Genomic DNA, 23308 nt, shown 5'->3' on the forward strand with positions numbered 1-23308 from the left:
GCCCGGACGGTGCGCGAGGGCACCGACGTCACGATCGTCGCCGTATCCAGCTCGGTGCCCGAGGCGGTCGCCGCCGCCGCCGAGCTGGAGGCGGAGGGGGTGTCGGTCGAGGTCATCGACCCGCGCACGCTCGTGCCGCTGGACCGTGACGCGATCTTCCGCTCGGTCGCCAAGACCGGACGTCTGGTCATCGCCGAGCCCGCTCACCGCACGTGCGGGGCGGCTGCCGAGATCAGTGCGCTGGTGAGCGAAGAGGTCTTCGACGCGCTGAAGGCGCCCATCGTGCGCCTGACCGCGCCGGACATGCAGATCCCCTTCAGCCCCGCGCTGGAGAAGCAGATGTACCCCAACAAGGACGGCATCGCCGCCGCCGTGCGGCGCGTGACCGGTCTGTCCGCCCCGGCGCTCGCGAGCGTCGGCGCCGAGTGAATCAGAGAAGGAGAACGACATGGCACGCGTAGAGGTTCTGCTCCCGCAGTGGGGCATGGGGATGAGCGAAGGCTCGATCGTCCAGTGGCACAAGAAGGTCGGCGACACCGTCACCGAGGACGAGCCGCTGGCCGACGTCGAGGCCGAGAAGGTCGAGGAGACCCTCGAGGCCCCCGCGACGGGCACGATCACCGAACTGCTCGTCGAAGAGGGTGCGGTCGTCGAAGTCCGTGCCGTCGTCGCCGTCATCGAGACGGACTAGTCGCCGCAGAGCGCTCGGGCAACGGAGCCCGGCAGAAAGTGAGTAGGAAATGACCGGAGTCGACCCGCTGGGTCTCGTCACCGCCGCACGAGCGGGCGGCTACGCCGTCGGCGCGTTCAACATGCACAACCCCGAGACCACCCAGGCGCTCATCCGCGCCGCGCAGCGGGCCGACGCGCCTGTTTTCCTGCAGGTCGGCAGGGCGATCGTGCCGCACATGGGCCTGCGCGCCGCGTACGAGATGACGCGTCGCGAACTCGACGAGTCGGGACTGGTCGCGCCCATCCACCTCGATCACGGGACCTACGACGAGGTGTTCGAGGCGATCAAGCTCGGCTTCGACTCGATCATGTTCGACGGCGCGCACCTCGACTTCGAAGAGAACATCCGCGTGACCGCGGAGGTCGTTCGGGTCGCGCACGCCTTCGGCATCCCCGTCGAGGCAGAGCTGGGCCGCATCCCGGACGCCTCCGACGACATCCCGTGGGAGGAGTACTACACCAAGGTCGACGAGGCCGAACGCTTCGTCGCAGAGACCGGTGTGGACCTGCTCGCCATCTCGGCCGGTGTCATGCACGGCGTCACGGGCATCGAGCCCCAACCGCTCGACATCGAGCGCATCCGGCAGATCCGGGATGCCGTCGGCATCCCGCTCGTGCTGCACGGCGCCTCGGGGGTGCCCGCCGACCAGCTGCACGCGGCGATCGAGGCGGGCGTGCACAAGCTCAACGCCGACACCGACCTGCGCCACGCCTTCCGCAGGGGCATCGAGGACGTCTGGTCGCGGGGCGACCGGCAGTTCGAGGAGGCCATGGCCGAGGGACGCGAGCGCATGATCGAGGCGACGGTGCAGAAGATGCGCGAGTACGGCTGCGCGGGACGGGCCGTCGCGGCCTCCGACCAGGCGGTGCTCGTATGACCACCCCCGTCGTGGAGGACGGTGTCGTCGAACAGCTGACGGGCCTGCGCCGGACCGCGGCCCGGCGGATGATCCAGGCGTGGGCGGCACCGGTGTTCCACGTCACGATCGAGGTCGACATGACCGCCGCGCTGCAGACGAAACGGATCGAGCCGACCGCGACGGTGACCGATGCGATTCTGCGGGCGAGCGCCCGCGCGCTGGTCGAGGTACCGCAGGTGAACGTGCACGTCGGCGACGACAGCGTCACCCGGTTCGAGAGAGCCAACGTCGGCGTGGCCGTGGACAGTCCGAAGGGGCTGGTGGTCCCGGTGGTGCACGACATCGGCCGTGCGGACCTGGCCGAGATCTCGCGCCTGCGCGCCGACGTGGTCGGGCGCGCCCGCGACGGGGCGCTGACGCGTGACGACATCACCGGCGGCACGTTCACGGTGTCCAACCTCGGGATGATGGGGGTCACACGGTTCGACGCCATCCTGAACGTGCCGCAGGCGGCGATCCTCGCCGTCGGGGCGACCGTTCAGCGCTTCGTGCACCGCGAGGACGCCGGCCTCTGGGCGCCGATCGCGGAGTTCACCCTGACGGCGGATCACCGCGCTCTGGACGGCGCCACGGCCGCGCGGTTCCTCGCCGTTCTGCGGCGCGAGCTCGAGAGTCCCACTCCGTGAGCGACGGCGTCCGCGCGGCCCGTTCGAACGGGGACCGCGCGGGCGCCGCTGCGCGTGCCGTCGGCGGGTCGCCCGATCCCGCATCGCCGCGTGTCCTGATCGACCATCGCCGGGCCACCGGGGCCCCGCGCACCCCCGACGACGAGGTGCTGTCGAGCCTCGTGCTGCTGCAGCGCGTCGCGGCGGGCACGGTCTCCGACACCGTGCGCGTGTTCTCGCCGGCGCCGACGGTGGCGTTCAGCCGCCGCGAGAGTCTGCATCCTCGGTTCGCCGACGCCGCCGCCGCGGCACGGGCGGCCGGCTATCTACCGATCGTCCGGCCCGCCGGGGGGCGTGCCGTCGTGCTCGACGAGGACTGGCTGGTGGTCGACCTCGTCTCGGCGGAGCAGTCGCGCCGCGACGACGCCGAGGTGTTCCGCTCGCGCGGGGCGCAGTGGGCCGCACTCGCCCGCACCTGGGGTGTCGATGCCCGACTCGGCGGGGTGCCGGGGGAGTACTGCCCCGGGGAGTGGTCGGTCAACGCGCGCGGCGCCGTCAAGATCGTGGGCACGGCGCAACGGGTCGTGCGCGGGGCGCGCTTGTTCACCGCGAGCGTCCCCTTGCGCCTGAGTCTGCGCGTGCACGCGCTCCTGACCGAGGTCAACGGCATCCTCGATCTGGAGTGGGACCCCTCGACGATGGGCTCGCTCGCGGAGGAGACGCGCGTCGAGGACGAGGCCGTCCGCCACGCCGTCGCGGGCTTCTTCGCGGGTGCGGGGGCCACGCGGAGCAGCCTCGGCGGGCTGCTGCCGGGCCTCGGTGCGGCGCTCGCCGAGATGGCCGCGGACCGCGTGGCGACGAGCCGGGAATCGACCGTTGACACGGGGCCGAGCGGGGCTTAGCGTATAGCCAATCGCACGGTGAATAGTTACCACCACCGGCTCAGACCGAGAACGAGGAGGTTCACGGTGGCACACGACCACGACGTCCGGCCCTTCCGGATCGAGATCCCGCAGGCCGATCTCGACGACATGATCGACCGCCTGAAGCGCACCCGCTTCGCCGACGATTTCGCCAACGACGACTGGCGCTACGGCTACAACACCGCCTACCACCGCACCCTCGTCGACTACTGGATCAACGAGTACGACTGGCGCGACGTCGAGCGCCGCATGAACGAGTTGCCCCACTACAAGGTCGACCTGATGGGCGTGCCGCTGCACTTCATCCACGTCAAAGGCAAGGGGCCGAACCCCATGCCGCTCCTGCTGCACCACGGCTGGCCCTGGACGTTCTGGGACGTGCGCAAGGTCATCGAGCCGCTCACCGACCCCGCCAAGTTCGGGGGAGACCCCGCCGACAGCTTCGACGTCGTGCTCATCTCCCTGCCCGGCTACGGCTTCTCGTCGCCGCTGCGCGAGACCGGCTGGAACTTCTGGCGCACCGCCGACCTCGAGAACACCCTCATGAAGGACGTCCTCGGCTACGACCGCTACGCCACCGCCGGCGGCGACTGGGGCGCCCTCATCGCCCAGCAGCACGGGCACAAGTACGAGGACGACGTCATCGGCGTCTACACCCACTTCCCCGCGCAGCTCTCGCACTACCTGCCCGAGCACCCCGACCAGCCCGCGCACGTCGCCTACGACCCCTCCCTCGGTCTTCCCGCCGCGAGCGAGTACGGAGAGGGCGAAGAGGGCTGGTTCGAACGCGGCAAGCTCTTCGTCGAACGCGAGAGCGGCTACGGCGAGATCCAACTCACCAAGCCGCAGACCCTCGCCGCGCTCGTGGTGGACTCCCCGGCGGCACAGCTCGCCTGGATCACCGAGAAGCGCTACTTCTGGGGTCTCGCCGAGCGCGGCGAAGGCACCGAGGCGTTCGAGCGCGTGTGGCCCAAGGAGGATCTCGTGACCACCGCCGCGGTCTACTTCCTCACCGGAACCGGTGGCACGTCCTCGCGCTACTACTGGGAGTGCCGCGGGAACCCCTGGACCCCCTCGCACAACCGCACCCCGGTCGTCGGCGTGCCCACCGCCGTGTCCATCTTCCCGGGGGAGATCTACAAGCCCCCGCGCACCTGGACCGACGCCTACTTCAACCTGCAGCAGTACCGCGTCCACGACGACGGCGGTCACTTCGCCCCCCTCGAGGTCCCCGACGTGTACGTCGACGACGTACGCACCTTCTTCCGGACGCTGCGTTCCGCGGGCTGATCCCCGCGCGACCCGGCCGACCTCCCGGCATCCCCCTCCCCGGGGATGCCACCACCCCCTTAACCGACCGCCCCGGCGGTCCGTTCGACGAAGGAGTCGAGATGTCACCCACCCGTCCCTCCACCCGCCTGGTGCGCGGTCTCGCGCTCGCCGCGGTGGCCGCCCTCGCCCTGTCGGGCTGCACCAGCACCGCCGGCGCCACCGGCGGCGCGGCCCAGCCGATCGCCAAGGAGGACCTCGTGCTGGTCGCCTCGGTGATCAACACCACCAACCCCTACATGGCGTCGAACATCGCCGGCGCGGAAGCGCTGTCGAAGAAGCTCGACATCCCGCTCGAGATCGTCGACTCCAACGGCTCCTCGCAGACCGAGATCTCGAAGATCCAGGCGATCCTGGCCAAGGGCAAGAAGGTGGTGCTGTTCGTCAACACCGTCGCGAGCTCCGACGCCCCCACCATCGTCAACGCGGTCAAGCAGGCGGGCGGCTTCGTCACCATCTGGTGGAACAAGCCCGACAACCTCGACCCGGCGCAGGTGGGCGACAACTTCGTCGCGTTCCAGAAGATCCCCGGCGTCGAATCCGGCAAGTGCAACGCCGACGCGCTCGGCGAATCGCTGAAGGGAACCGGCAACGTCGTGATGCTGCCCGGCGTGCAGGACAGCACGACGAGCCAGACCCGCGTGGCCGGGTTCAAGGCGCAGATGGCCGAGAAGTACCCGAACATCAAGATCCTCGAGGAGCGCCCCTCCAACTGGGACCCCCAGCTGGGCTACAAGAACTCGCAGGACCTCATCGCCAAGTACGGCGACACGATCGACGGGGTCTGGAGCGCGGACGACGCGATGCAGACGGGGTCGATGAAGGCGTTCAAGGATGCCGGACTGCTCGACACGACCAAGTTCGCCTCGGACGGCCTCTACCCCGACACGATCGCGTCGATGCAGTCCGGTGAGGGCAACAACGCCATCGTCGGCGAGACCTTCCACCGCGGCTACATGGCGTCCGCGGTCGGTCTGTACACGGCGTACCTCGCCGCGACCGGCGAGATCAAGCCGTCCGAGCTGCCGCAGGAGAAGCGCGACAGCCTGTTCGAGCTCAGCTGCGTCACGCCCGACACCCTCGCGGACTTCAGCGGCTACGACGCCGCGGACGGCCCCGACAAGTTCGTCGATTCCTTGATCGAGAACGGTCCCTGGGACACCGCGCCGATGAAACTCGTCGGCGGCGGCCCCGAAGTGCTCCCGAGCAACTGATCCCACGCCCCTCCCGGCCGGCCCGGCCGGGAGGGGCTCCTCCTCCCGCCCCGACGACGGAGTCGAAATGACCGACACCTCCCTCCGGCCCCCCGCGGCCGACACCACCACGGTCCGCACGAGAGAACAGCAGATCGCGCGACGCACGCGCTTCACCGGCTGGGGTGAGCCCGTGGCGCTCGTGACCGCCATGGTCGTGCTGATCGTGGTGTTCTCGCTGCTGAACCCCCGCTTCGCCACTTTCGGCAACCTGCAGAACATCCTCGATCAGGCCACCGTGCCGCTCATCGTCGGCGTCGGTGCGACGCTCGTCATCCTGCTCGGCTCCATCGATCTGTCCGTCGAGGGCATCATGGGTGCGTCCGGAATGGCGTGGATCCTGCTCTCGGCCAACTCCCGCGGCGGTCTCGATCTGGGGCCGTGGGCCTGGGTGGTCGCCCTCGTCGTCGGCGCGCTCCTGGGCGCGGCCAGCGGATCGATCTTCACGCGGTTGAAGGTGCCCTCCTTCATCGTCACCCTGGGCATCTGGTACGTCGGGCTCGGTGTGGCCACGATCCTCTTCGGAACGGATGCCATCCCCACCCTCACCGACGACTCCCTCTCGACCTGGTCGTCGCAGACCGCCCTCGGCCTGCCCAACGGGTTCCTGCTCGCGGTCGGTGTCGTCGTCCTCGGCGTCCTGCTGCTGAGGTACACCCGCTTCGGGCGGCTCACCCTCGCGATCGGCGACAACGAGAGCATCGCCCGCTCGGCGGGCATGCCCGTCGCCCGCATCAAGACCGCGGTCTTCATCGTCGCCGGTGTGCTGAGCGGGCTGGCCGGCATCATCGCGACGATGAAGCTCGGAGCAGGATCGGCGACCGTCGGCACCGGCACACTGTTCCTCGTGATCCCCGCCGTCGTGATCGGAGGCACCTCGCTCGGGGGAGGCCGCGGCGGCATCCTGCGCACCGTCCTCGGCGTCTTCCTGCTGACCGTCCTGAGCAACGGCCTCATCCTCTCGGGTGTCAGCCCGAGCTTCCAGTCCGCCGTCTCGGGGGCCATCCTCGTCGCGGCGATCGTCGCCGCTGCCTGGTCGCAGCGCAACCGTCTGAGGATCGCGAAATGAGCGAGAGCACCCCCGTCATCGCCCTGAAGGACATCCGCATCTCGTTCGGTGCCGTCGACGCGGTCAAGGGCGTCTCGCTCGAGATCGGTCCCGGCCAGGTCGTCGGTCTCATCGGCGAGAACGGCGCGGGCAAATCCACCCTTCTCAAGATCGTCACCGGCATCCACCAACCGGATGCCGGGACCATCGAGGTCAATGGGGCACCGGTCCGATTCCGCGGTCCGCGCGATGCCATCGCCGCGGGCGTGGGCGTCGTGCATCAGGAGCAGTCCCTGTTCACCAACCTGTCCGTGGCCGAGAACGTCGAGATGAACACCAAACCCGGCAAGGGGGGTGTCGGACGTGCCGGCTTCTACCGGTGGAGACGGCTGAACAAGGATGCCGCCGAGACCCTCGCCAAGATCGGGTCGAAGCTCGACCCGCGCACCAAGGTGGGCGACCTCTCGTTCGTCGATCGGCAGATGGTCGAGATCGCGCGGGCCATCCGCGTGCAGACGCGCGACGGGGGCCAGCCTCTCGTCATCCTGGACGAACCGACGTCGGTGCTCGAGCGCACCGAGACGGCGATCCTCGAGCGCGAGATCGGCAAGCTCCGCGACGTGGGGTCGGTGATCTTCGTGTCGCACCGCCTCGACGAGGTGATGCGCATCTGCGACCGCGTGCTGGTCATGCGCGACGGGGAGCTCATCGCCGACCGCGCGGTGCAGGACGTCACCGAGGCCGAGCTGTTCCGTCTGATGGTCGGACGCGAAGCACGGGCCGAGTCGCGGGAGCGGCACGCCCCCGCGGCCGACGAGCGTCCCGTTCTCGAGGTCCGCGGGCTCAGCCGCAAGGGCGAGTACGACGACGTGTCCTTCCGTGTGTTCGCGGGTCGCCTCACCGCCGTGGTCGGTACCAGCGGCTCCGGCCGAGAGGCGCTCTCGAGGGCCTTGTTCGGAGCGGAGCCGTTCGACGGGGGCGAGATCCTGCTGGACGGTGAGAGCGTGCGCGAGTGGACGATCCCCCGAGCGGTCAAAGCGGGCGTCGGCTACGTCCCCGCCGAGCGCCGCGTCGAGGGGATGGTCGGCGGCCTCACCGCCGCCGAGAACCTGACCTTGACGCATCCGGGCTCGTCGTCGGCGGGTGGCGTCCTTCGCCCCGGGCGCCGGGACAGGACGTCGCAGGAGTGGTTCGACGCGCTGCAGGTGCGACCCGACGACATCTCGCTCGAGCTCGAACGCTTCTCGGGCGGCAACCAGCAGAAGGTCGTGCTGGCCAAGTGGCTCACGTCCGACAACCTGCGCCTGCTCGTGCTCGACCACCCCCTGCGCGGTCTGGACCCCGGCGCCTCGCAGATCGTCAACGCGCAGATCCGCCGTGCGTGCGAGAACGGAACCGCCGTCGTGCTCCTGGCGGACACCCTCGAGGAGGCCCTCGAGATGGGGGACGACATCGTCGTCATGCGTGACGGCGAGACCGCGGCGCACTACGACCTGATCACCGAGAACCCCTCGACACTCGACCTGCTCGAAAGGATGTTGTGACCGTGAACGCCTTCGCCGCAACGACGGATCGCACCGCCGCCGCCCCCGCCGTGGGCACGAAGCGCCCTCGCCCCCGCGCGCAACGCATCTGGCAGACGGTCGGTCCGCCCGTCATCTTCGTGATCATGCTCGCGGTGGTCGCCGTCCTGACCCCCGCGTTCCTGGGCGGCGGAGGATTGACCATCATCGCCGCGTCGGCGGCGCCGATCCTCCTCGTCGCGCTCGGGCAGGCGCTGGTGCTGCACATCGGATCCATCGACCTGTCCAACGCGGCGATCGCCCTGCTCGGGGCGATCCTGCTCGCGATCACGCTGTCGTCGATCGGCCCGATCTCCCCGCTGCTGGTGCTGGTGATCGTCACCGTCTGCGGTGCCGTGAACGGCCTGCTGGTCGCTTATGCGCAGGTGCCCTCGTTCGCCTTGACCCTGGGGACGCTCGGCATCTACTCCGCCGCAGCGCTGGTCGCCAGCGGGGCGACCACCGTCTACGTCGCGGCGAACGGCGAGGGCGTGGCCGCCCTCTACGCGACCGGCATCGTCGGCATCCCCTTGACCTTCTGGCTCGGGGTGGTCGTCGCGGTCCTGCTGTGGGCGATGCTGCGATTCACCCGCCTGGGCCTGGGGATGACCGCGGTCGGCCGCAATGAATCCGGGGCGATCTTCTCGGCCGTCCGCACGCGTCGGATCAAGGTCGTCGTCTTCAGCCTGTCGGGTTTCACCGCCGGCCTGGCAGCGATCACGATCATCGCGCAGGCGGGCTCGGCGTCTCCCACCGGTCTCGGCAGCGACCTGCTCCTCCCCGCGATCGCGGCTGCCATCGTCGGCGGCACGTCGATCTCGGGCGGGGCCACGAACCCCATCAACGTCGTCTTCGGCGCGCTGACCGTCGCCCTCGTGCCCATCGCGACCGCGGCTCTCGGCATCGACGCGCAGGCCCAGAGCCTGGTCTACGGCGTCGTCATCATCGCGGTCGTCGCCCTGACGATGACCCGGTCCCGCGGCGCTATCGTCAAGTGACTCCGCGGGCTGTTCCCGGCATCCATCCGCCGTTCTCAGAGAGGAGAACCATGTCCGACACCCTTTCCGCCCCCGCCACTCCGGGCGTCCTCGACGACCTCCAGCCCCGCGAGGTGCTGCAGTGGTTCGAGGCCCTCGCCGGCATCCCGCGCGGGTCGGGCAACGAATCCGCCGTCGCGGACTGGGTCGTGGAGTTCGCCCGCTCCCGCGGCCTCGAGGCCGTCAAGGACGAGGTCAACTGCGTCCTGGTCCGCAAGCCCGGACAGGGAGGGCTCGAGGATGCGGCGCCCCTCATCCTGCATGGACACCTCGACATGGTGTGCGAGAAGGAAGAGGGCGTCGAGTTCGACTTCGTCACGGAGCCCATCCGTCTGATCGTCGACGGCGACTTCATCACCGCCGACGGCACGTCGCTCGGCGCCGACAACGGCATCGGGGTGTCCTACATCCTGGCGCTGCTCGCCGACGACGACCTCCCGCACCCGCCGCTCGAGGCCGTGCTGACGGCGATGGAGGAGAAGGGCAAGGTCGGCGCCGGCCAGTTCGACACCTCTCAGCTGCGGGGCCGGCGCATGATCGACTTCAACTGGATCACCGATCGCGAGATCCTCGCCGGCTGCAGCGGCGACGTCACCTTCACCGTCGACATCCCCGGCGAGTTCGAGCCCGTCCCCGACACGCACACCGAGACGTACAAGCTCCAGGTGCGGGGCCTGCGCGGCGGTCACTGCGAGTTCGACATCCAGCTCGAGCGGGCGAACGCCCTGCAGACCCTCGCCCGGGCCCTGCAGGTCGTCGTCGCGGCCGGTGACGTACGTGTGTCGGCGCCGTTCGGCGGCGCGCAGAACAACGCCATCCCCGCCGACGCCGAAGCCGTGCTGAGCCTGCGCCCCGAACACGTCGACGCCGTGCGCGAAGCGATCGCCGCCCTGCAGGTGGACCTGACCGAGGAATACGACCTGGCCGACCCCGACGTGCGCGTGGAGCTCGTGGACGCGGACGCCCCCGAGCGGGTGCTCTCGACCGCCGCCGCCGAGCGCCTGGCGGCGGTGACGCTGCTGATCCCCCACGGGGTCGTGCGATGGAACCTGCACGTTCCCGACCGGGTCGAGACCTCGAACAACCTCGGCACGATCCGCCCGACCGAGGACGGCGTCCGGCTCATGTCGACCATCACCTCGGCGCTGACCTCGCGCAAGCACGAACTGTACGACCGGGTGGCGGCTCTGGTCGCGCTCGCCAGGGGAGGGGCGCGGATCGAGATGTACGGTCTGGACGCTCCCGAGTTCCCCTACCGCGCCGACTCCGAGCTGCTCGCGGTCGCCTCCCAGGCGTTCCGGGAGCTCCGCGGCGAGGATCCGCAGGTCGAGGTGTCGCAGTGCTCGCTGGAGCTCGGTATGTTCAGCAGCCGCGTGCCGGTCGCCGACATCATCTCGATCGGCACCGAGCTGCACGCGTTGCACTCGCCTGCCGAGAAGGTGAACCACCGGTCGGTCGAGCGCACGTGGCCGCTGGTGAAGACCGTCGTGTCGCGGCTCGGCTGACACGGCCCCGGAACGGATGCCGCGGCCTCGGGGTCGCGGCATCCGTGCGTCTCAGCTTCCCTGCCGTGACCGCTTCTCGACCACCGACATCGCCGTGATCGACATCAGCGCCACGGCTGCCAGACCGATCGTGAGCAGCGCGAGCCCGTCGAACAGGAGCCACTGGGCGAAAGCTCCGCCGAGCACGTTACCCAGCAGGTAGCCGGCGCCGACCACGACCGAGTACGCGCCCATGATCAGGCCGCGATCGTCGCGGAACTCCGCCGAGATGTCGCTCAGGTGGGTCAGCGCGGCCGGGGTGAATCCGGCCTCGAGGAACACCCCCACCATGACCAGCGGAAGGGCGACGAAAAGGGGAGCGCCGCGGTTGGCCAGCATCAGGCCGACCGAGGCGATCAGCGCGCCCGACACCGTGACGAAGAGCACCGGGACGGTGGGAAGTCGTCCGATGAAGAACGCCCACGCGACGATGCACAGGCTGAAGAACAGCACGTACACCCCGAGCACGATCGACAGCCCCGCCTCGTCGCCGCGGAACGCCCCGGGGAACAGCTGGCCCTCCGCCCGCACGTCGCCGGCGAGCACGAAGGTGATCTGCGACGTCACCCAGGTGCCCAGGATCGCGTTCACCGCGATCCACGCCGGCAGGAAGGCGAGCAGCCGCGGCTGCACCAGGACGCGCAAACGATCACCGAGCGACGCGCGGGAGGGACGGATCGCGGATGCCGTCCCCGGCCGCAGGAACGCCAGCACCAGGAGCGACGCGATGACGTAGACCGCGGCGAGGGCGGCGAAGGTCCAGAGCCCGAGCGCGCCGTAGAGCAGCGGTCCCGCGACGGCGCCCAGGGCGATCCCGCCCGAGGACGACAGCTCGTACAGGCTCGTCACCCGCCCGCGGCGTCGGGGGTCGCCGTCGCTCGCGTCGGCGAGCAGGCCGAGCGTGGTCGGCGCCGCGATCGCCGCCCCGGCTCCGTCGAGCAGTCGCGACGTCCCGACGATGACGACGACCAGGACGATGGACGGTGCGGCGGCGAAGAGGGAGGCCCCGGGCGTCAGCAGGATGCCGGCCGCGGCGAGCAGCGGCGCCGCGACGAGGAAGACACGGCGTCCCCGCCGATCGCTCGCCGACCCCGCGACGGGGGCGAGCACCAGCTCAGCGAGGAAGCTGACCCCCGACAGGATGCCGAGCAGCAGAGGCCCCACCGACGCCCCCTGCCGGGACAGGTCGACGAAGTACGACCCGAGAGCGAGGGCGCCCGCGGCCGACGCGGTCCGCAGCAGCAGCTGGGCCACGATGACGGCGCCGGTCCCGCGCGTGCGGGCGGTCGTCGTGTCGGGGTGGGGCATCGTCTGTCCTCCGCGGGCCCCTCAGGAGCGCGCTCCGTCGGGCCGCTCGTCGTCAGCGGGAAGCTGGACCGTGCTGCAGCAGGTACTGCGCGGACTCTTCGTCGGTGACGAGCACGTTGATCCACCCGCCGCGCACAGCCGCCAGGAGTGCGTCGTGCTTGTCGGCGCCGCCTGAGACGCCGATCCGACGTTCAGTCCGTCGCAGCTGGTCGAGGCTCACGCCGATGACGAGGTCGTCGAGCTCGCTCCGAACGGGGCGGCCGTCGGCATCCATGAAGTTGAGGTTGATCTCTCCCACCGCCCCCTTCGCGCGGACGGCGTCGAACTGCTCCTGGGTGAAGAAGTTCTCGCCCCCGACGAGCGGCGGGACGATGGTGGCGTTGCCGATTCCGACCAGGGCGATGTCGAGGTCGTCCATGGCCTCCAGCGCTCGGCGGGCGTGCGGGTCGTTCGACAGGATCGCCTCGCGCACCTCGGGGGTCGACACGACGCCCGGCACGCGCAGGAACAGCGGCTCGGCATCGGTCAACGAGGCCAGGCGCTCCGTGGCGTTGGTGGCCTGATGCTGGATCGCCGGCTGCCCGACGCCGCCGAGCAGCTCGATCACCGCGCGCGCGGAGGAGTGCGGGAAGCTCGTGAGATTCTCGACGAAGCGACGCATCGACCGGCTCCACGAGGTGAACCCGATCGCCTTGTCGCCGACGGGGAGCACCTGGAAGACGCCCGCGAGGGCGATCCCGAGCGTCTCGGTGCGCTGTTCCCCCGTCTCGCCGGAGGCATCGACGACGTGGACCTCGCGCATGCCGAACATCTTCTCGACGCCCTCTTCGAGGTCGGCGTTCAGGCCGACCGGCGGCACCACGATGGTGCGCACGATGTTCGCCTCCTCGGCCGCGGCGAGAAGCCGCGACACCCGCGCCTGCGAGATGCCGAGGGTACGGGCGATCTCGGTCTGCACGATCCCGCGCGTGTGATAGAGGTGCGAGACCTTCGTCATCATGCGCAGGTGCTCGAGCTCTTTGGGGTCGCGCGCCATCGTCTGCCTCCCGTAGCCGGACGGATCCTGAACGTCTACTCTGCCAGGCCGCCGGTGGGGCGCGGATACACGGGAGCGGGGCGACGTGATCGTCGCCCCGCTCCTGATAGTCGTCATGAAGGGCCGATCAGCGTTCGCCCGATTGCGCCTTGCGCGCCTGGCGATCGGTGAGCACCGCCGCCACGATCACCGCGCCGAGCACCACGGGTTGCAGGTTGGGTGAGACCCCCAGCAGCGAGAGGCCGTTGTTGAGCACGCCGATGATGAGCAGACCCACGAAGGTCCCGAGCAGCGACCCGGTGCCGCCGGCGAGGCTCGCGCCGCCGATCACCACGACCGCGATGACGTTCAGCAGGTCGGCGGCGCCCGCCGTCGGCTGCGCCGAGTCGAGGCGCGAGGTCACGAGCAGTCCGCCCAGCGCAGCCAGCAGACCCGCGATCGTGTAGACGACGAGCTTGGTGCGGCGGACGGGAATCCCGGACAGGCGCGCGACCTCTTCGTTGCCGCCGATCGCGTACAGGGCACGTCCGCCGGGGCGGAAGCGCAGCCAGAACGCCGCGAGCAGGAAGACGGCGAGCAGGATGAGGCCCTGCACGGGAACCCCCGCGATGCTCAGTCGTGTCAGCGAGACGAACCAGTCCGGGAAGCCGTTGACGGTGTTGCCGCCGGTGATGAACACCGCCAGTCCCGTCGCCGCCGACATCGTCGCGAGCGTCGCGATGAAGGGCTGGAGGCGCCCGACGGTGACCAGGATGCCGTTGAGCAGGCCGATGAGTCCGCCGACGCCGAGGCCGAGGACGAGGGCCAGCTCGAACGGCATCCCGGCGTAGGAGAAGAGGAAGCCCATGACCATCGAGCTGAGCGCGAGGGTCGCACCCACCGACAGGTCGATACCGCCGATGATGATGACCATCAGCGCTCCGACCGACATGATCCCCACGGCGGAGATCTGGGTGACGATGTTGAGCAGGTTGCGCGGCGTCAGGAAGTACGGCGACAGGATCGACAGCAGGACGAAGATCACCACGAGACCCACGAGCGGTCCGGGGACGCGGCCCGCCCATTTCTTGAAGGTGCTCGGTTCGCGGGGGCCGCTCGCAACGGTGCGCGCGGCGATGGTGGCGGGACTGGCCGCGGTGTGTCCCGCGGCGGCGGTGGACGGGTCGGAAACGGTCATCGTCTCGGCTCCTCGGATCAGATGTGCGCGGCGTCCGCGCGCTGCGGAAGGGCGAGGCGCATGACGGCCTCGGGAGTCGCGTCGGAACGCTCGAGGATGCCCTGCGGGCGCCCCTCGGCCATCACCAGGACGCGGTGGGACAGTCCGAGCACTTCTTCGAGCTCGGACGAGACGACGATCACGGCCACGCCGTCCTCGGCCAGGCGCCGGATGGCGGCGTAGATCGTCATCTTGGCGCCGACGTCGACGCCACGGGTGGGTTCGTCGAGGATCAGCACCTTGGGCTTGTCGACGAGCCACTTCGCCAGCAGGACCTTCTGCTGATTGCCGCCCGACAGGTGCGCGACGGCGACGTCGGCCTGTCCGCGGATGTCGAGCTCCTCGCGGAAGCGGCGATAGGTCGCCGCGAGCGCCGAGCGGGTGACGATGCCCCGCCGCGAGAGGTGGCGCTGCCAGGGCAGCGTCATGTTGTCCATGCTGTCCCGCCCCAGCAGGAGGCCCTGCGACTTGCGGTCTTCGGGGACCATCGCGATGCCCGCGCGGATGGCGTCCTGGGGGGAGCGGATGACGGTCTCTTCACCGTCGACGACGATACGTCCCTCGGTCGCGCGGTCGGCGCCGGCGAGGGTGCGCACCACCTCTGTGCGCCCCGCCCCGACGAGCCCGGCGATGCCGAGGATCTCGCCCGCGCGCACGGCGAAGTCGATGCCCTCGAACGCGCCGCTGCGACCCAGTCCCGACACGTCGATGACGGTGCGCTCGCTCGCTTCGGGCGGCACGTCGTGACCGTAGGTGAAGTCGCGGCCCACCATGGCGCGCACGATCGCCTCGCGCGAGACGTCGCCGGTGTCCCAGCGCGCGGCGAGGTGTCCGTCGCGCAGGCACACGATGCCGTCGGCGAGGCGGGTGATCTCCTCGATGCGGTGCGAGATGTAGATGATCCCGGCGCCCCCGGCCTTGAGGGCCTCGATCTGGTCGAAGACGCGCGCGGTCTCGTTCTTGCCGAGCGAGGCGGACGGCTCGTCGAAGATGACGAAACGCGGCTTGCGGCTCAGCGCCCGCGCGATCTCGATCTCCTGCTGGGCGGCGATCGAGAGCTCGTCGATGCGCTGGCGCGGGTCGACACGCGAGCCGAGGCGGCCCAGCACGTCGGCGGCTTCGTCGTTCATGCGCGCGCGGTCGACGCGGCCGCGGCGCATCGGCAGTCGCCCGATGAAGATGTTCTCGGCCACCGTGAGCTCGCGCACCATGCGGATCTCCTGGTGGATGAGGACCACCCCGGCCCGGAGCGCGTCGCCCGGCGAACGCGGTTCGTACGGCTCGCCGTCGATGGTCATCGAGCCGCGGTCGGGCTGGGCGAGACCGGCGATCATGCCCGACGTGGTGGATTTGCCCGCGCCGTTCTCGCCGACGAGACCCACCACGCGTCCGGGGACGAGGGCGATGTCGATGTCGTTGACGACGGTGACGCCGCCGTACTGCTTGGTCAGGCCGGTGCAGACGAGGCCCGCGCCGACCGGGGTTGTTGCGGCCATGATGCTCCCTCCGCGTGCGGCGGTGCGACCGGAGCCGCCCCGCCGCACACCGTGATCAGTTGCGGGCGGCGTTGGGGCCGTAGAACTTCGTGGGGTCGTTCGAGGCGACATTGTCGCCGGTCACGAGCACGGCATCCTGGTACTGGTCCTTCGGCAGGTCGGTCTTCCCCTCGAGCAGCTGGATGGCGTTCTGGACGGCGAGCTGGCCCATCATGTAGGGCTGCTGCGCCATCGTGGCCTGGGTCAGTCCGTCGCCGATGGCGGTGAACATGGTGGGGAAGCCATCGATGCCGGCGAACACCATTCCGGTGCGCCCGGCCTGCTGTGCCGCTTTCGCGGCGCCGAGGGCCATCGCGTCGCTCTCGCCGAACACGGCCTTGAGCTCGGGGTGCGCGGTGAGGATGTTCTGGGTCGTGTCGAAGGCCTGGGTCTCGTCCCATCCCGCGCTCTCCCACTGCACCGCATTGACACCGGGGTTCTCGGCGAGCGCCTTCTTGCATCCCTCGGTGCGCTGCAGCTCGGCGGTCGCCCCGAGCGGGCCCTGGAGGACGGCGATGTCGCCCTCGCCACCCATCTGCTCGAACATCCAGGTGCACACGTCGTAGGCGGCCTTGACGCTGTCGGTGGCGATGAAGGTCGAGATGTCGACGTCGTCGGTCTCGGGCTTCTGGTCGAGCGCGACGACGGGGACGCCGGCGTCGTTGGCCAGGCGGACGCCGGCGCCGGCGGCGGTGGCGTCCTGCGGGGTGTAGATGAGCACGCCGACCTGCTGCGTCAGCAGGTTCTGCACCTGGTTCACCTGACGGGTGGCGTCGTTGTCGGCCGATTCCAGGACGAGCGTGTAGCCCGCTTCCTCGGCGGCGGCCTTCATGCCGTCGGCGGCCGCGATGTAGAAGAGCGATTTCTGGTCGGCGATCGAGACGCCGATCGTCTTGGAGCCCGTGGGGGCGCCGCCGGCGTCGGTGGTGCTGCAGCCGGCGAGGCCCAGGGCGGCGACGGCGCCCGCGAGGAGCAGGACGGAGGCGCGACGAATGCGGGAGCTGTGCATGGTGTTTCCCCTTTGAAACGCGTGCAAATTAATATTCGTTATATGAATTGTGATGCGTATGGCGATGCTAAGAAGGCCCGTCGGATGTGTCAACCCCCGCCGAGACGAGATGGCGCGCGGTCGCCTCGTCGGTGACGAGCACATCGATCCACCGACCGCGCACGGCGGCCAGCACGGCAGCGTGCTTGCGTCGTCCGCCCGCCACGGCGATGCGTCGGCCCGCGCGGCGGAGCTGATCGAGCTCCATCCCCAGGACGAGCTCTCCCAGATCGGATGCCACGGGAGCGCCGTGCGCGTCGAGGAACCGCAGGCCGATCTCGCCGACCGCGCCCTGCGCCCGCGCCGCGGCGAACTGCGCGTCGGTGAAGAAGTTCTCGCCGGGTGAGAGCGGGGCGGCCGCGCGGACTTCGCCGATGCCGACCAGGGCGATGTCCAACTGGTCCATCGCCGCGAGGGCCCGCCGTGCGTGGGGGTCGCCCTCGAGCAGGGCGGCGCGCATGGCCGTCGTCGAGACGACTCCGGGCGCGCGCAGGAAGACCGGATCCCCTCCTGTCGCGCGTGCGAAACGCTCGGTCGCGAGCGCTGCGCGGTGCTGGAGCGACGGCCGCCCCACGTCGCCGAGGAGCTCGACGATGCGGTCGGCGTTCGCGCGCGGCATGTCGGGGAGGACGTCGACCGCCGCCTGCAGGGCGCGCGACCACGACGTCAGCCCGATCGTGCGGCCGTCGATCGGTGCGAGTTGGAGTACCGGGACGAGGGCGCGGGCGAGAGCGGGGACGATGTCCTCGCCCGGGGTCGTCGGCGTCTCGACGACGTGGACCTCGCGGAGGTCGAACACCTCCTCGACGGCCTGCTCGAGATCGTTGTGGAACCCCGCGGGGGGCACGACGATCGTGCGCGCGATCCCGTGCTCACTCGCCGCGGAGAGAAGCCTCGAGACCCCCGCCTGAGAGAGGCCGAGCTCGTCCGCGATCTCGGTCTGCACGAGGCCGCGCCGATAGTAGAGGTGCGCGACCTTCGTCATCGCGCGGACCGAACCCGCGTCTTTCGCCATGGATGCCATCACGGCCGCCCTTCCTTCGTCAGCGGTGCGCCGGCGAGCGCGAAACGAGCCGTTCCGGGCGGGGATGCGGTCTGTCAGAATCGGCCTTCTCGGGTCCCGAAGCCCGAGACCCGCTTCCCGTCGTCGCGGCTGCGCGCTACGATAATGGAATCACATTCAATGTGCGACTGAATATTCACACGCACACCACGGTCAAGGGAGACACGCGTGGAGAACGTCGACCACCCCACTTTCGATGTCGTCGTCATCGGCGCCGGCATCAACGGACTGGGCATCGCACGCGACGCCGCGGAGCGCGGGCTCTCCGTCGCGCTCGTCGAGCAGGAGGACGTGTGCGCCGGAGTGTCCGCCTGGTCGGGCCGCCTGGTGCACGGCGGGCTGCGCTACCTGGAGCGCGGCGACGTGCGTCTCGTGCGCGAATCGCTGCGCGAACGCGAACTGCTGTTCAAGGTCGCTCCGCACCTGGTCAAGCCCGTCCGCCTGATCATGCCGTTCTACGCGCGCAACACCCGCCCCTCGTGGATGATCCGTCTCGGCATGCTCGCCTACGACGTGCTCTCGGTCGACAAGTCCGTGTCCTGGCACCGCATCATGTCGACCACCGCCGTACGCCGGCGCTTCACCGGGATGGCGCGCGACGGCCTCACCGGCGCGGCCCTGTTCACCGACGGCCAGGTCGAGTACGCCGAGCGACTCTGCGTCGAACTGGCCGTCGCCGCGGTGGACGCGGGAGCCCGTCTCTTCCTCCACACCCGCGCGATCGGGGTGCTCGGCACCGGAAGAGAGGTGACGGGCGTCCGCGTGCGCCACGCCGACGGCACCGTGCGCGACATCACGGCGAAGCTCACGATCAACGCCGGGGGACCGTGGGTGGACGCCGTGCTGCGCGGCGAGTCCGCGGCATCCACTCTTCCCCCCGTCCCCTCACCCCGGCTCATCGGGGGAGCGAAGGGGAGCCACATCATCGTCGATCCGTTCCCGGGGGCTCCGAACGACGTCGTCTACTACGAATCGCAGACCGACGGTCGGCTCGTCCTGGTGATCCCCTGGATGGGGCGCTACCTGATCGGCTGCACCGACACCAAGTTCGAACTCGACCCCGACGAGGCGCGCGCGGACGCCGACGAGATCGCCTACCTGCTGAACGAGACCAACGCGCTCGTCCCGGGGGCGAACCTCACCGTCGACGACGTGCTCTACACCTACAGCGGAGTGCGCCCGCTGCCGTACGCTCCCGACATCCCTGAGTGGAAGGTCCCGCGCAGCCACATCGTCCGCGATCACGCGAAGGACGGGCACCCCGGTCTGCTCTCGATCGTCGGCGGAAAGCTCACCACCTATCGTCAACTCGCCGAGGATGCCGTCGACAAGGCGGTCAAGATCCTGAACGCGGGTCTGAAGCACCCGGTGAGCAAGCTCCAGCCCTTCCCCGGGGCGCGCGCCGCCGACATGGTCGAGTTCGAGGCGAGCGTGCTCGCCACCACGCTCGTGCGCCGCGACACCGCGGAGCGCCTGTGGGCGCTCTACGGCACGCGGGCCGAACGGGTCCTCGATCTGGTCCGCGCCCGCCCCGAGCTCGCCGAGCGGTTCGACCCCGAATCCCCGGCCATCGCCGCGGAGCTCGTGTTCGCCGTGCGCCACGAATACGCCGAGACCATCACCGACGTCTTCGCCCGTCGGCTGCTGCTCGCCTTCGAGCCCACCCACGGCATCCGAGGTGTCGAACGCGCGGCCGACATCCTCGCCGACGCCGAGGGATGGGATGCCGCACGGCGGGACGCCGAGATCGCCGGCTACCGCCGCTGGCTCGACCACCTGCGGATGCCCGCGCGCACCGCGCAGCCCGCGTGAGGGCGTCGACATGATCGCGTCCGGTTACGTTCTGGCCCTCGACGAGGGATCCAGCAGCGCCCGCGCCGTGCTGATCAACCCCGAGGGGGCGATCGTGGGCGAGGCGTCCGTCGCCATCGAGGCCTCGTTCCCTCATGAGGGGTGGGTCGAGCTCGACCCGCTCGACCTGTGGGAGGCGCCTCGCTCGGCCATCGTCGCCGCGCTCGCACGCGCTCGCGTCGACGGCTCGCAGATTACGGCCGTCGGTGTCACCTCGCACCGCGAGACCATCGTCATGTGGGACAGGTCCACCGGTCGCCCCGTCTACAACGCCATCATGTGGATGTCGAAGCAGACCGATGACATCGTCCAGGAGTGGTCGGACCGGGGGCTCGACGGGGAGTTCCGCACGCGCACGGGCGTCCGCAACGACTCCTTCTTCTCGGCGGCGAAGGTCGCCTGGCTCCTGCGTCACGTCGACGGTGTGCGCGAGCGCGCCGAGCGGGGGGAGCTGGCCATCGGCACGCCCGAGACCTGGCTGCTGTGGAACCTCACCGGTGGCGCGGTGCACCGCACCGAACCGGGGGCGGCGTCGCGCACGGGCCTGATGTCGCTCGAGCGCGCCGCCTGGGACGAGGAGTTCTGCGCCATCCTCGACATCCCCACGAGTCTGCTGCCCGAGATCGTTCCGTCGGCCGGATGGTTCGGCGACGTCGCCCCCGGGGTCATCCCGGGCGCGGAGGGTCGCGCGGTCCCCATCCTGGCGGTCCTGGGCGATCAGCAGGCGGGGCTCTTCGGAGAAGCGTGCCTCGAGACGGGCAGCGCCAAGAACACCTTCGGCACCGCGGGAGTCCTCACCGTCAACGTCGGGGGCGCGCCGCGCACGCTCCCCGGAATGTGCAGCAGCGTGGCGTGGCAGTTCGGCGACCAGGTGACCTACGAGGCCGAGGGGGTCGTCTTCCACAGCGGACAGACGATCCAGTGGCTCCGCGACCGCCTCGGCATCCTTCCCGGGGCCGCCGCGAGCGAGCGGCTCGCCGAGAGCGTCCCCGACAGCGGGGGTGTGTACCTCGTGCCCGCCTTCGCGGGGTTGTTCGACCCGCACTGGGACCGCAACGCCCGCGGGGGGATCGTCGGCCTGACCCTCGAGTCCACCGCCGCGCACGTCATCCGCGCGGGTATCGAGGCCATGGCCTTCCAGACCCGTGACAACGTCGACAACCTCCGCCGCAACGGCGTCTCGATCCCGCTGCTCAAGGTCGACGGCGGTGCCACCCGCAACAATCTGCTGTGCCAGTTCCAGGCCGACATCCTCGGCATCCCGGTCGCCCGACCGCAGGGACTCGAGCGCACGGCGCTCGGCATCGGCCACTTGGCCGGCTCGGGGGCGGGACTGTGGCGACGCGACGAGATCGCCGACCGGTGGCACCTCGAGCGCGTCTTCGAGCCCCGGATGCCGGAGGCCGAGCGCGAGGAGCGCTACCAGGGGTGGATGGATGCCATCGCCTCGGTGCGGAGCCTGCCGCCGCGCCGCACGGGGGCGACGGCCTCGCCGCGTTCCGCCGATGCGTCGGCGGCGGCCGCCCCGGCGCCGAGTGCGGCGGCGACGGTCGTCGCGGCGCCCCCGACCACGGTCGCGAGCCCGCCCGCGACGGGTTCCGTCGCGCCGCCTCTCGGGCAGGCCGCCTTCTCGCCCGCGTAGACTCGTGTGATGCGCGCGGCCGACATCTCCGACGACATCAGCGAAGTCCTCCTCACCGAGGAGCAGATCCACGGCAAGCTCGCCGAACTGGCGACGCAGGTCGTCGCCGACTACGAGGGCCGCGAGGTCGTGCTCGTGGGCGTGCTCAAGGGGGCGGTCATGGTCATGGCCGACTTCGCCCGCCACCTGCCCGTGCACGTCTCGATGGACTGGATGGCCGTGTCGTCCTACGGCGCCTCGACCCGCTCGAGCGGTGTGGTGCAGATCCGCAAGGACCTCGACACCGACATCACCGGCAAGCACGTGCTGATCGTCGAGGACATCATCGACTCGGGCCTGACCCTGAGCTGGCTGCTCGAGAACTTCGCCTCGCGCGGTGCCGCCTCGGTCGAGGTCCTCGCGCTGCTGCGCAAGCCCGATGCGATGAAGGTCGAGGTCGACTGCCGCTACGTCGGTTTCGACATCCCCAACGACTTCGTGATCGGCTACGGCCTCGACTACGCCGAGCGCTACCGCAACCTGCGCGACGTTGCGGTGCTCGCGCCCCACGTCTACTCCTGACGCGCACGCCGGGGTGCGGCATCCGTTCCGCGTACGCCCTCGACGAACGCACAGGCCCGGCATAGTCCTGCCGCGTTAGCCTGATGCGACCGCATTCTGCGGAGGATCACGAAAGGGCTGGGCTCGCCCACCATGAATTTCAAGAAGATCACGCGTAATCCGATCGTCTACGTTCTGCTGGTCGGTCTGCTTCTGGTCGTCGGTTTCTCTCTCATGTCCAACCTGAGCGGACCCCGCCAGGTGTCGACCAAAGAGGGTCTCGAGCTGCTCAAGGGCGGCACCGTCACCCAGGTCGTGACGAACGATCCCGATCAGCGGGTCGATCTGAAGCTGTCCGCGCCCTTCGAGGGCGCCAACGACGTGCAGTTCTACTTCGGTCAGGCCCGCGCCGACGAGGTCGCCAGCGCGATCGACGCCGCGGCCCCCGCGGACGGCTTCAACGACGTCGTGCCCAAGCCCAGCTGGTTCGACGGACTCATCGGACTGCTGCTGCCCCTGATCCTCCTCGGCCTGCTGTTCTGGTGGCTGCTCTCGAGCGCCCAGGGCGGCGGCAGCAAGGTCATGCAGTTCGGCAAGTCGCGCGCCAAGCTCGTCACCAAAGAGACGCCCACCGTGACCTTCCAGGACGTGGCCGGCTCCGACGAGGCGATCGAAGAGCTCGACGAGATCAAGGAGTTCCTCAAGGACCCCAAGAAGTTCGAAGAGGTCGGCGCCCGCATCCCCAAGGGTGTGCTGCTGTACGGCCCTCCCGGAACCGGTAAGACCCTTCTCGCGCGCGCCGTCGCGGGAGAGGCCGGTGTGCCGTTCTACTCGATCTCGGGTTCGGACTTCGTCGAGATGTTCGTCGGCGTCGGCGCCAGCCGCGTCCGCGACCTGTTCAATCAGGCCAAGGAGAGCTCCCCGGCCATCATCTTCATCGACGAGATCGACGCCGTCGGTCGCCACCGCGGCGCCGGCATGGGCGGCGGTCACGACGAGCGCGAGCAGACGCTGAACCAGATGCTCGTCGAGATGGACGGCTTCGATCCCAAGGTCAACGTCATCGTCATCGCGGCGACCAACCGCCCCGACATCCTCGACCCCGCTCTGCTGCGA

The 23308-nt window shown here is 70.0% G+C and carries 21 protein-coding genes; 15 read left to right on the forward strand and 6 right to left on the reverse strand.

Annotation, left to right across the window (positions count from 1 at the left end; all coding sequences use genetic code 11):
* From QZ433_RS12455 to pepD, 11 genes are all read left to right on the forward strand, one after another.
* On the forward strand, positions 1–429 hold a 429-nt coding region (locus tag QZ433_RS12455; RefSeq protein WP_295783965.1), incomplete at its 5' end, for a transketolase C-terminal domain-containing protein.
* A 19-nt stretch (positions 430–448) separates the two neighbouring features.
* On the forward strand, positions 449–691 hold the full coding sequence (locus tag QZ433_RS12460; protein WP_295783969.1) for a biotin/lipoyl-containing protein: 243 nt from the start codon (positions 449–451) through the stop codon (positions 689–691).
* A 49-nt stretch (positions 692–740) separates the two neighbouring features.
* Entirely contained in the window at positions 741–1610 is an 870-nt protein-coding gene (locus QZ433_RS12465; RefSeq protein WP_295783971.1) for a class II fructose-bisphosphate aldolase, read from the forward strand.
* A complete protein-coding gene (locus tag QZ433_RS12470; protein ID WP_295783974.1) occupies positions 1607–2278 on the forward strand; it encodes a 2-oxo acid dehydrogenase subunit E2 in 672 nt (223 codons plus the stop codon). Before QZ433_RS12465 ends, QZ433_RS12470 begins: the two co-directional genes overlap by 4 nt.
* Positions 2275–3159 carry a lipoate--protein ligase family protein gene (locus QZ433_RS12475; RefSeq protein ID WP_295783976.1) on the forward strand — a complete coding sequence of 295 codons (885 nt, stop codon included), beginning with the start codon at positions 2275–2277 and terminating at the stop codon, positions 3157–3159. The genes QZ433_RS12470 and QZ433_RS12475 overlap by 4 nt, the downstream gene beginning before the upstream one ends.
* A 66-nt stretch (positions 3160–3225) precedes the next feature.
* Positions 3226–4470 carry an epoxide hydrolase family protein gene (locus QZ433_RS12480; protein WP_295783979.1) on the forward strand — a complete coding sequence of 415 codons (1245 nt, stop codon included), beginning with the start codon at positions 3226–3228 and terminating at the stop codon, positions 4468–4470.
* Positions 4471–4571: 101 nt separating this feature from the next.
* Complete coding sequence (locus QZ433_RS12485; protein WP_295783980.1) at positions 4572–5723, forward strand: sugar ABC transporter substrate-binding protein; 1152 nt, start codon at positions 4572–4574, stop codon at positions 5721–5723.
* 67 nt (positions 5724–5790) lie between these two features.
* Positions 5791–6831: an ABC transporter permease gene (locus QZ433_RS12490; RefSeq protein WP_295783982.1), complete on the forward strand. Its 1041-nt coding sequence runs from the start codon at positions 5791–5793 to the stop codon at positions 6829–6831.
* Positions 6828–8354 (forward strand): sugar ABC transporter ATP-binding protein, encoded by a 1527-nt coding sequence (locus QZ433_RS12495; protein ID WP_295783985.1) that lies wholly within the window; start codon positions 6828–6830, stop codon positions 8352–8354. Before QZ433_RS12490 ends, QZ433_RS12495 begins: the two co-directional genes overlap by 4 nt.
* Positions 8351–9370 (forward strand): ABC transporter permease, encoded by a 1020-nt coding sequence (locus tag QZ433_RS12500; protein ID WP_295783988.1) that lies wholly within the window; start codon positions 8351–8353, stop codon positions 9368–9370. Before QZ433_RS12495 ends, QZ433_RS12500 begins: the two co-directional genes overlap by 4 nt.
* 50 nt (positions 9371–9420) lie before the next feature.
* Positions 9421–10914 (forward strand): beta-Ala-His dipeptidase, encoded by a 1494-nt coding sequence (gene pepD / locus QZ433_RS12505; RefSeq protein WP_295783991.1) that lies wholly within the window; start codon positions 9421–9423, stop codon positions 10912–10914.
* 51 nt (positions 10915–10965) lie between these two features.
* Here pepD and QZ433_RS12510 read toward each other — a convergent pair whose 3' ends face one another.
* The 6 genes from QZ433_RS12510 to QZ433_RS12535 form a co-directional block, all read right to left on the reverse strand.
* Positions 10966–12261, reverse strand: coding sequence for an MFS transporter (locus QZ433_RS12510; RefSeq protein ID WP_295783993.1), 1296 nt, complete (start codon positions 12259–12261; stop codon positions 10966–10968).
* A gap of 52 nt (positions 12262–12313) precedes the next feature.
* The gene (locus QZ433_RS12515; protein ID WP_295783998.1) at positions 12314–13297 is read right to left on the reverse strand and encodes a sugar-binding domain-containing protein; all 984 of its coding nucleotides are present in this window, start codon (positions 13295–13297) and stop codon (positions 12314–12316) included.
* A gap of 127 nt (positions 13298–13424) precedes the next feature.
* The gene (locus QZ433_RS12520; protein ID WP_295784001.1) at positions 13425–14474 is read right to left on the reverse strand and encodes an ABC transporter permease; all 1050 of its coding nucleotides are present in this window, start codon (positions 14472–14474) and stop codon (positions 13425–13427) included.
* Positions 14475–14491: 17 nt separating this feature from the next.
* Positions 14492–16009, reverse strand: a complete 1518-nt coding sequence (locus QZ433_RS12525) for a sugar ABC transporter ATP-binding protein (RefSeq protein ID WP_295784004.1) — start codon at positions 16007–16009, stop codon at positions 14492–14494.
* Positions 16010–16064: 55 nt separating this feature from the next.
* Complete coding sequence (locus QZ433_RS12530) at positions 16065–17057, reverse strand: substrate-binding domain-containing protein (protein ID WP_295784007.1); 993 nt, start codon at positions 17055–17057, stop codon at positions 16065–16067.
* A gap of 67 nt (positions 17058–17124) precedes the next feature.
* Positions 17125–18120: a sugar-binding domain-containing protein gene (locus QZ433_RS12535; protein ID WP_295784010.1), complete on the reverse strand. Its 996-nt coding sequence runs from the start codon at positions 18118–18120 to the stop codon at positions 17125–17127.
* A gap of 207 nt (positions 18121–18327) precedes the next feature.
* On the opposite strand from QZ433_RS12535, the gene QZ433_RS12540 reads away from it, so the two are divergent.
* From QZ433_RS12540 to QZ433_RS12555, 4 genes are all read left to right on the forward strand, one after another.
* Positions 18328–19971, forward strand: a complete 1644-nt coding sequence (locus tag QZ433_RS12540; RefSeq protein WP_295784013.1) for a glycerol-3-phosphate dehydrogenase/oxidase — start codon at positions 18328–18330, stop codon at positions 19969–19971.
* 10 nt (positions 19972–19981) lie between these two features.
* Positions 19982–21652, forward strand: a complete 1671-nt coding sequence (gene glpK / locus QZ433_RS12545) for a glycerol kinase GlpK (protein WP_295784016.1) — start codon at positions 19982–19984, stop codon at positions 21650–21652.
* 9 nt (positions 21653–21661) lie between these two features.
* On the forward strand, positions 21662–22213 hold the full coding sequence (gene hpt, locus QZ433_RS12550; RefSeq protein WP_108318754.1) for a hypoxanthine phosphoribosyltransferase: 552 nt from the start codon (positions 21662–21664) through the stop codon (positions 22211–22213).
* 132 nt (positions 22214–22345) lie between these two features.
* A partial coding sequence (locus QZ433_RS12555; protein WP_295784020.1) for an AAA family ATPase occupies positions 22346–23308 on the forward strand: 963 nt, incomplete at its 3' end.

This window comes from uncultured Microbacterium sp., from assembly GCF_913776565.1.
Taxonomy (GTDB): Bacteria; Actinomycetota; Actinomycetes; order Actinomycetales; family Microbacteriaceae; genus Microbacterium.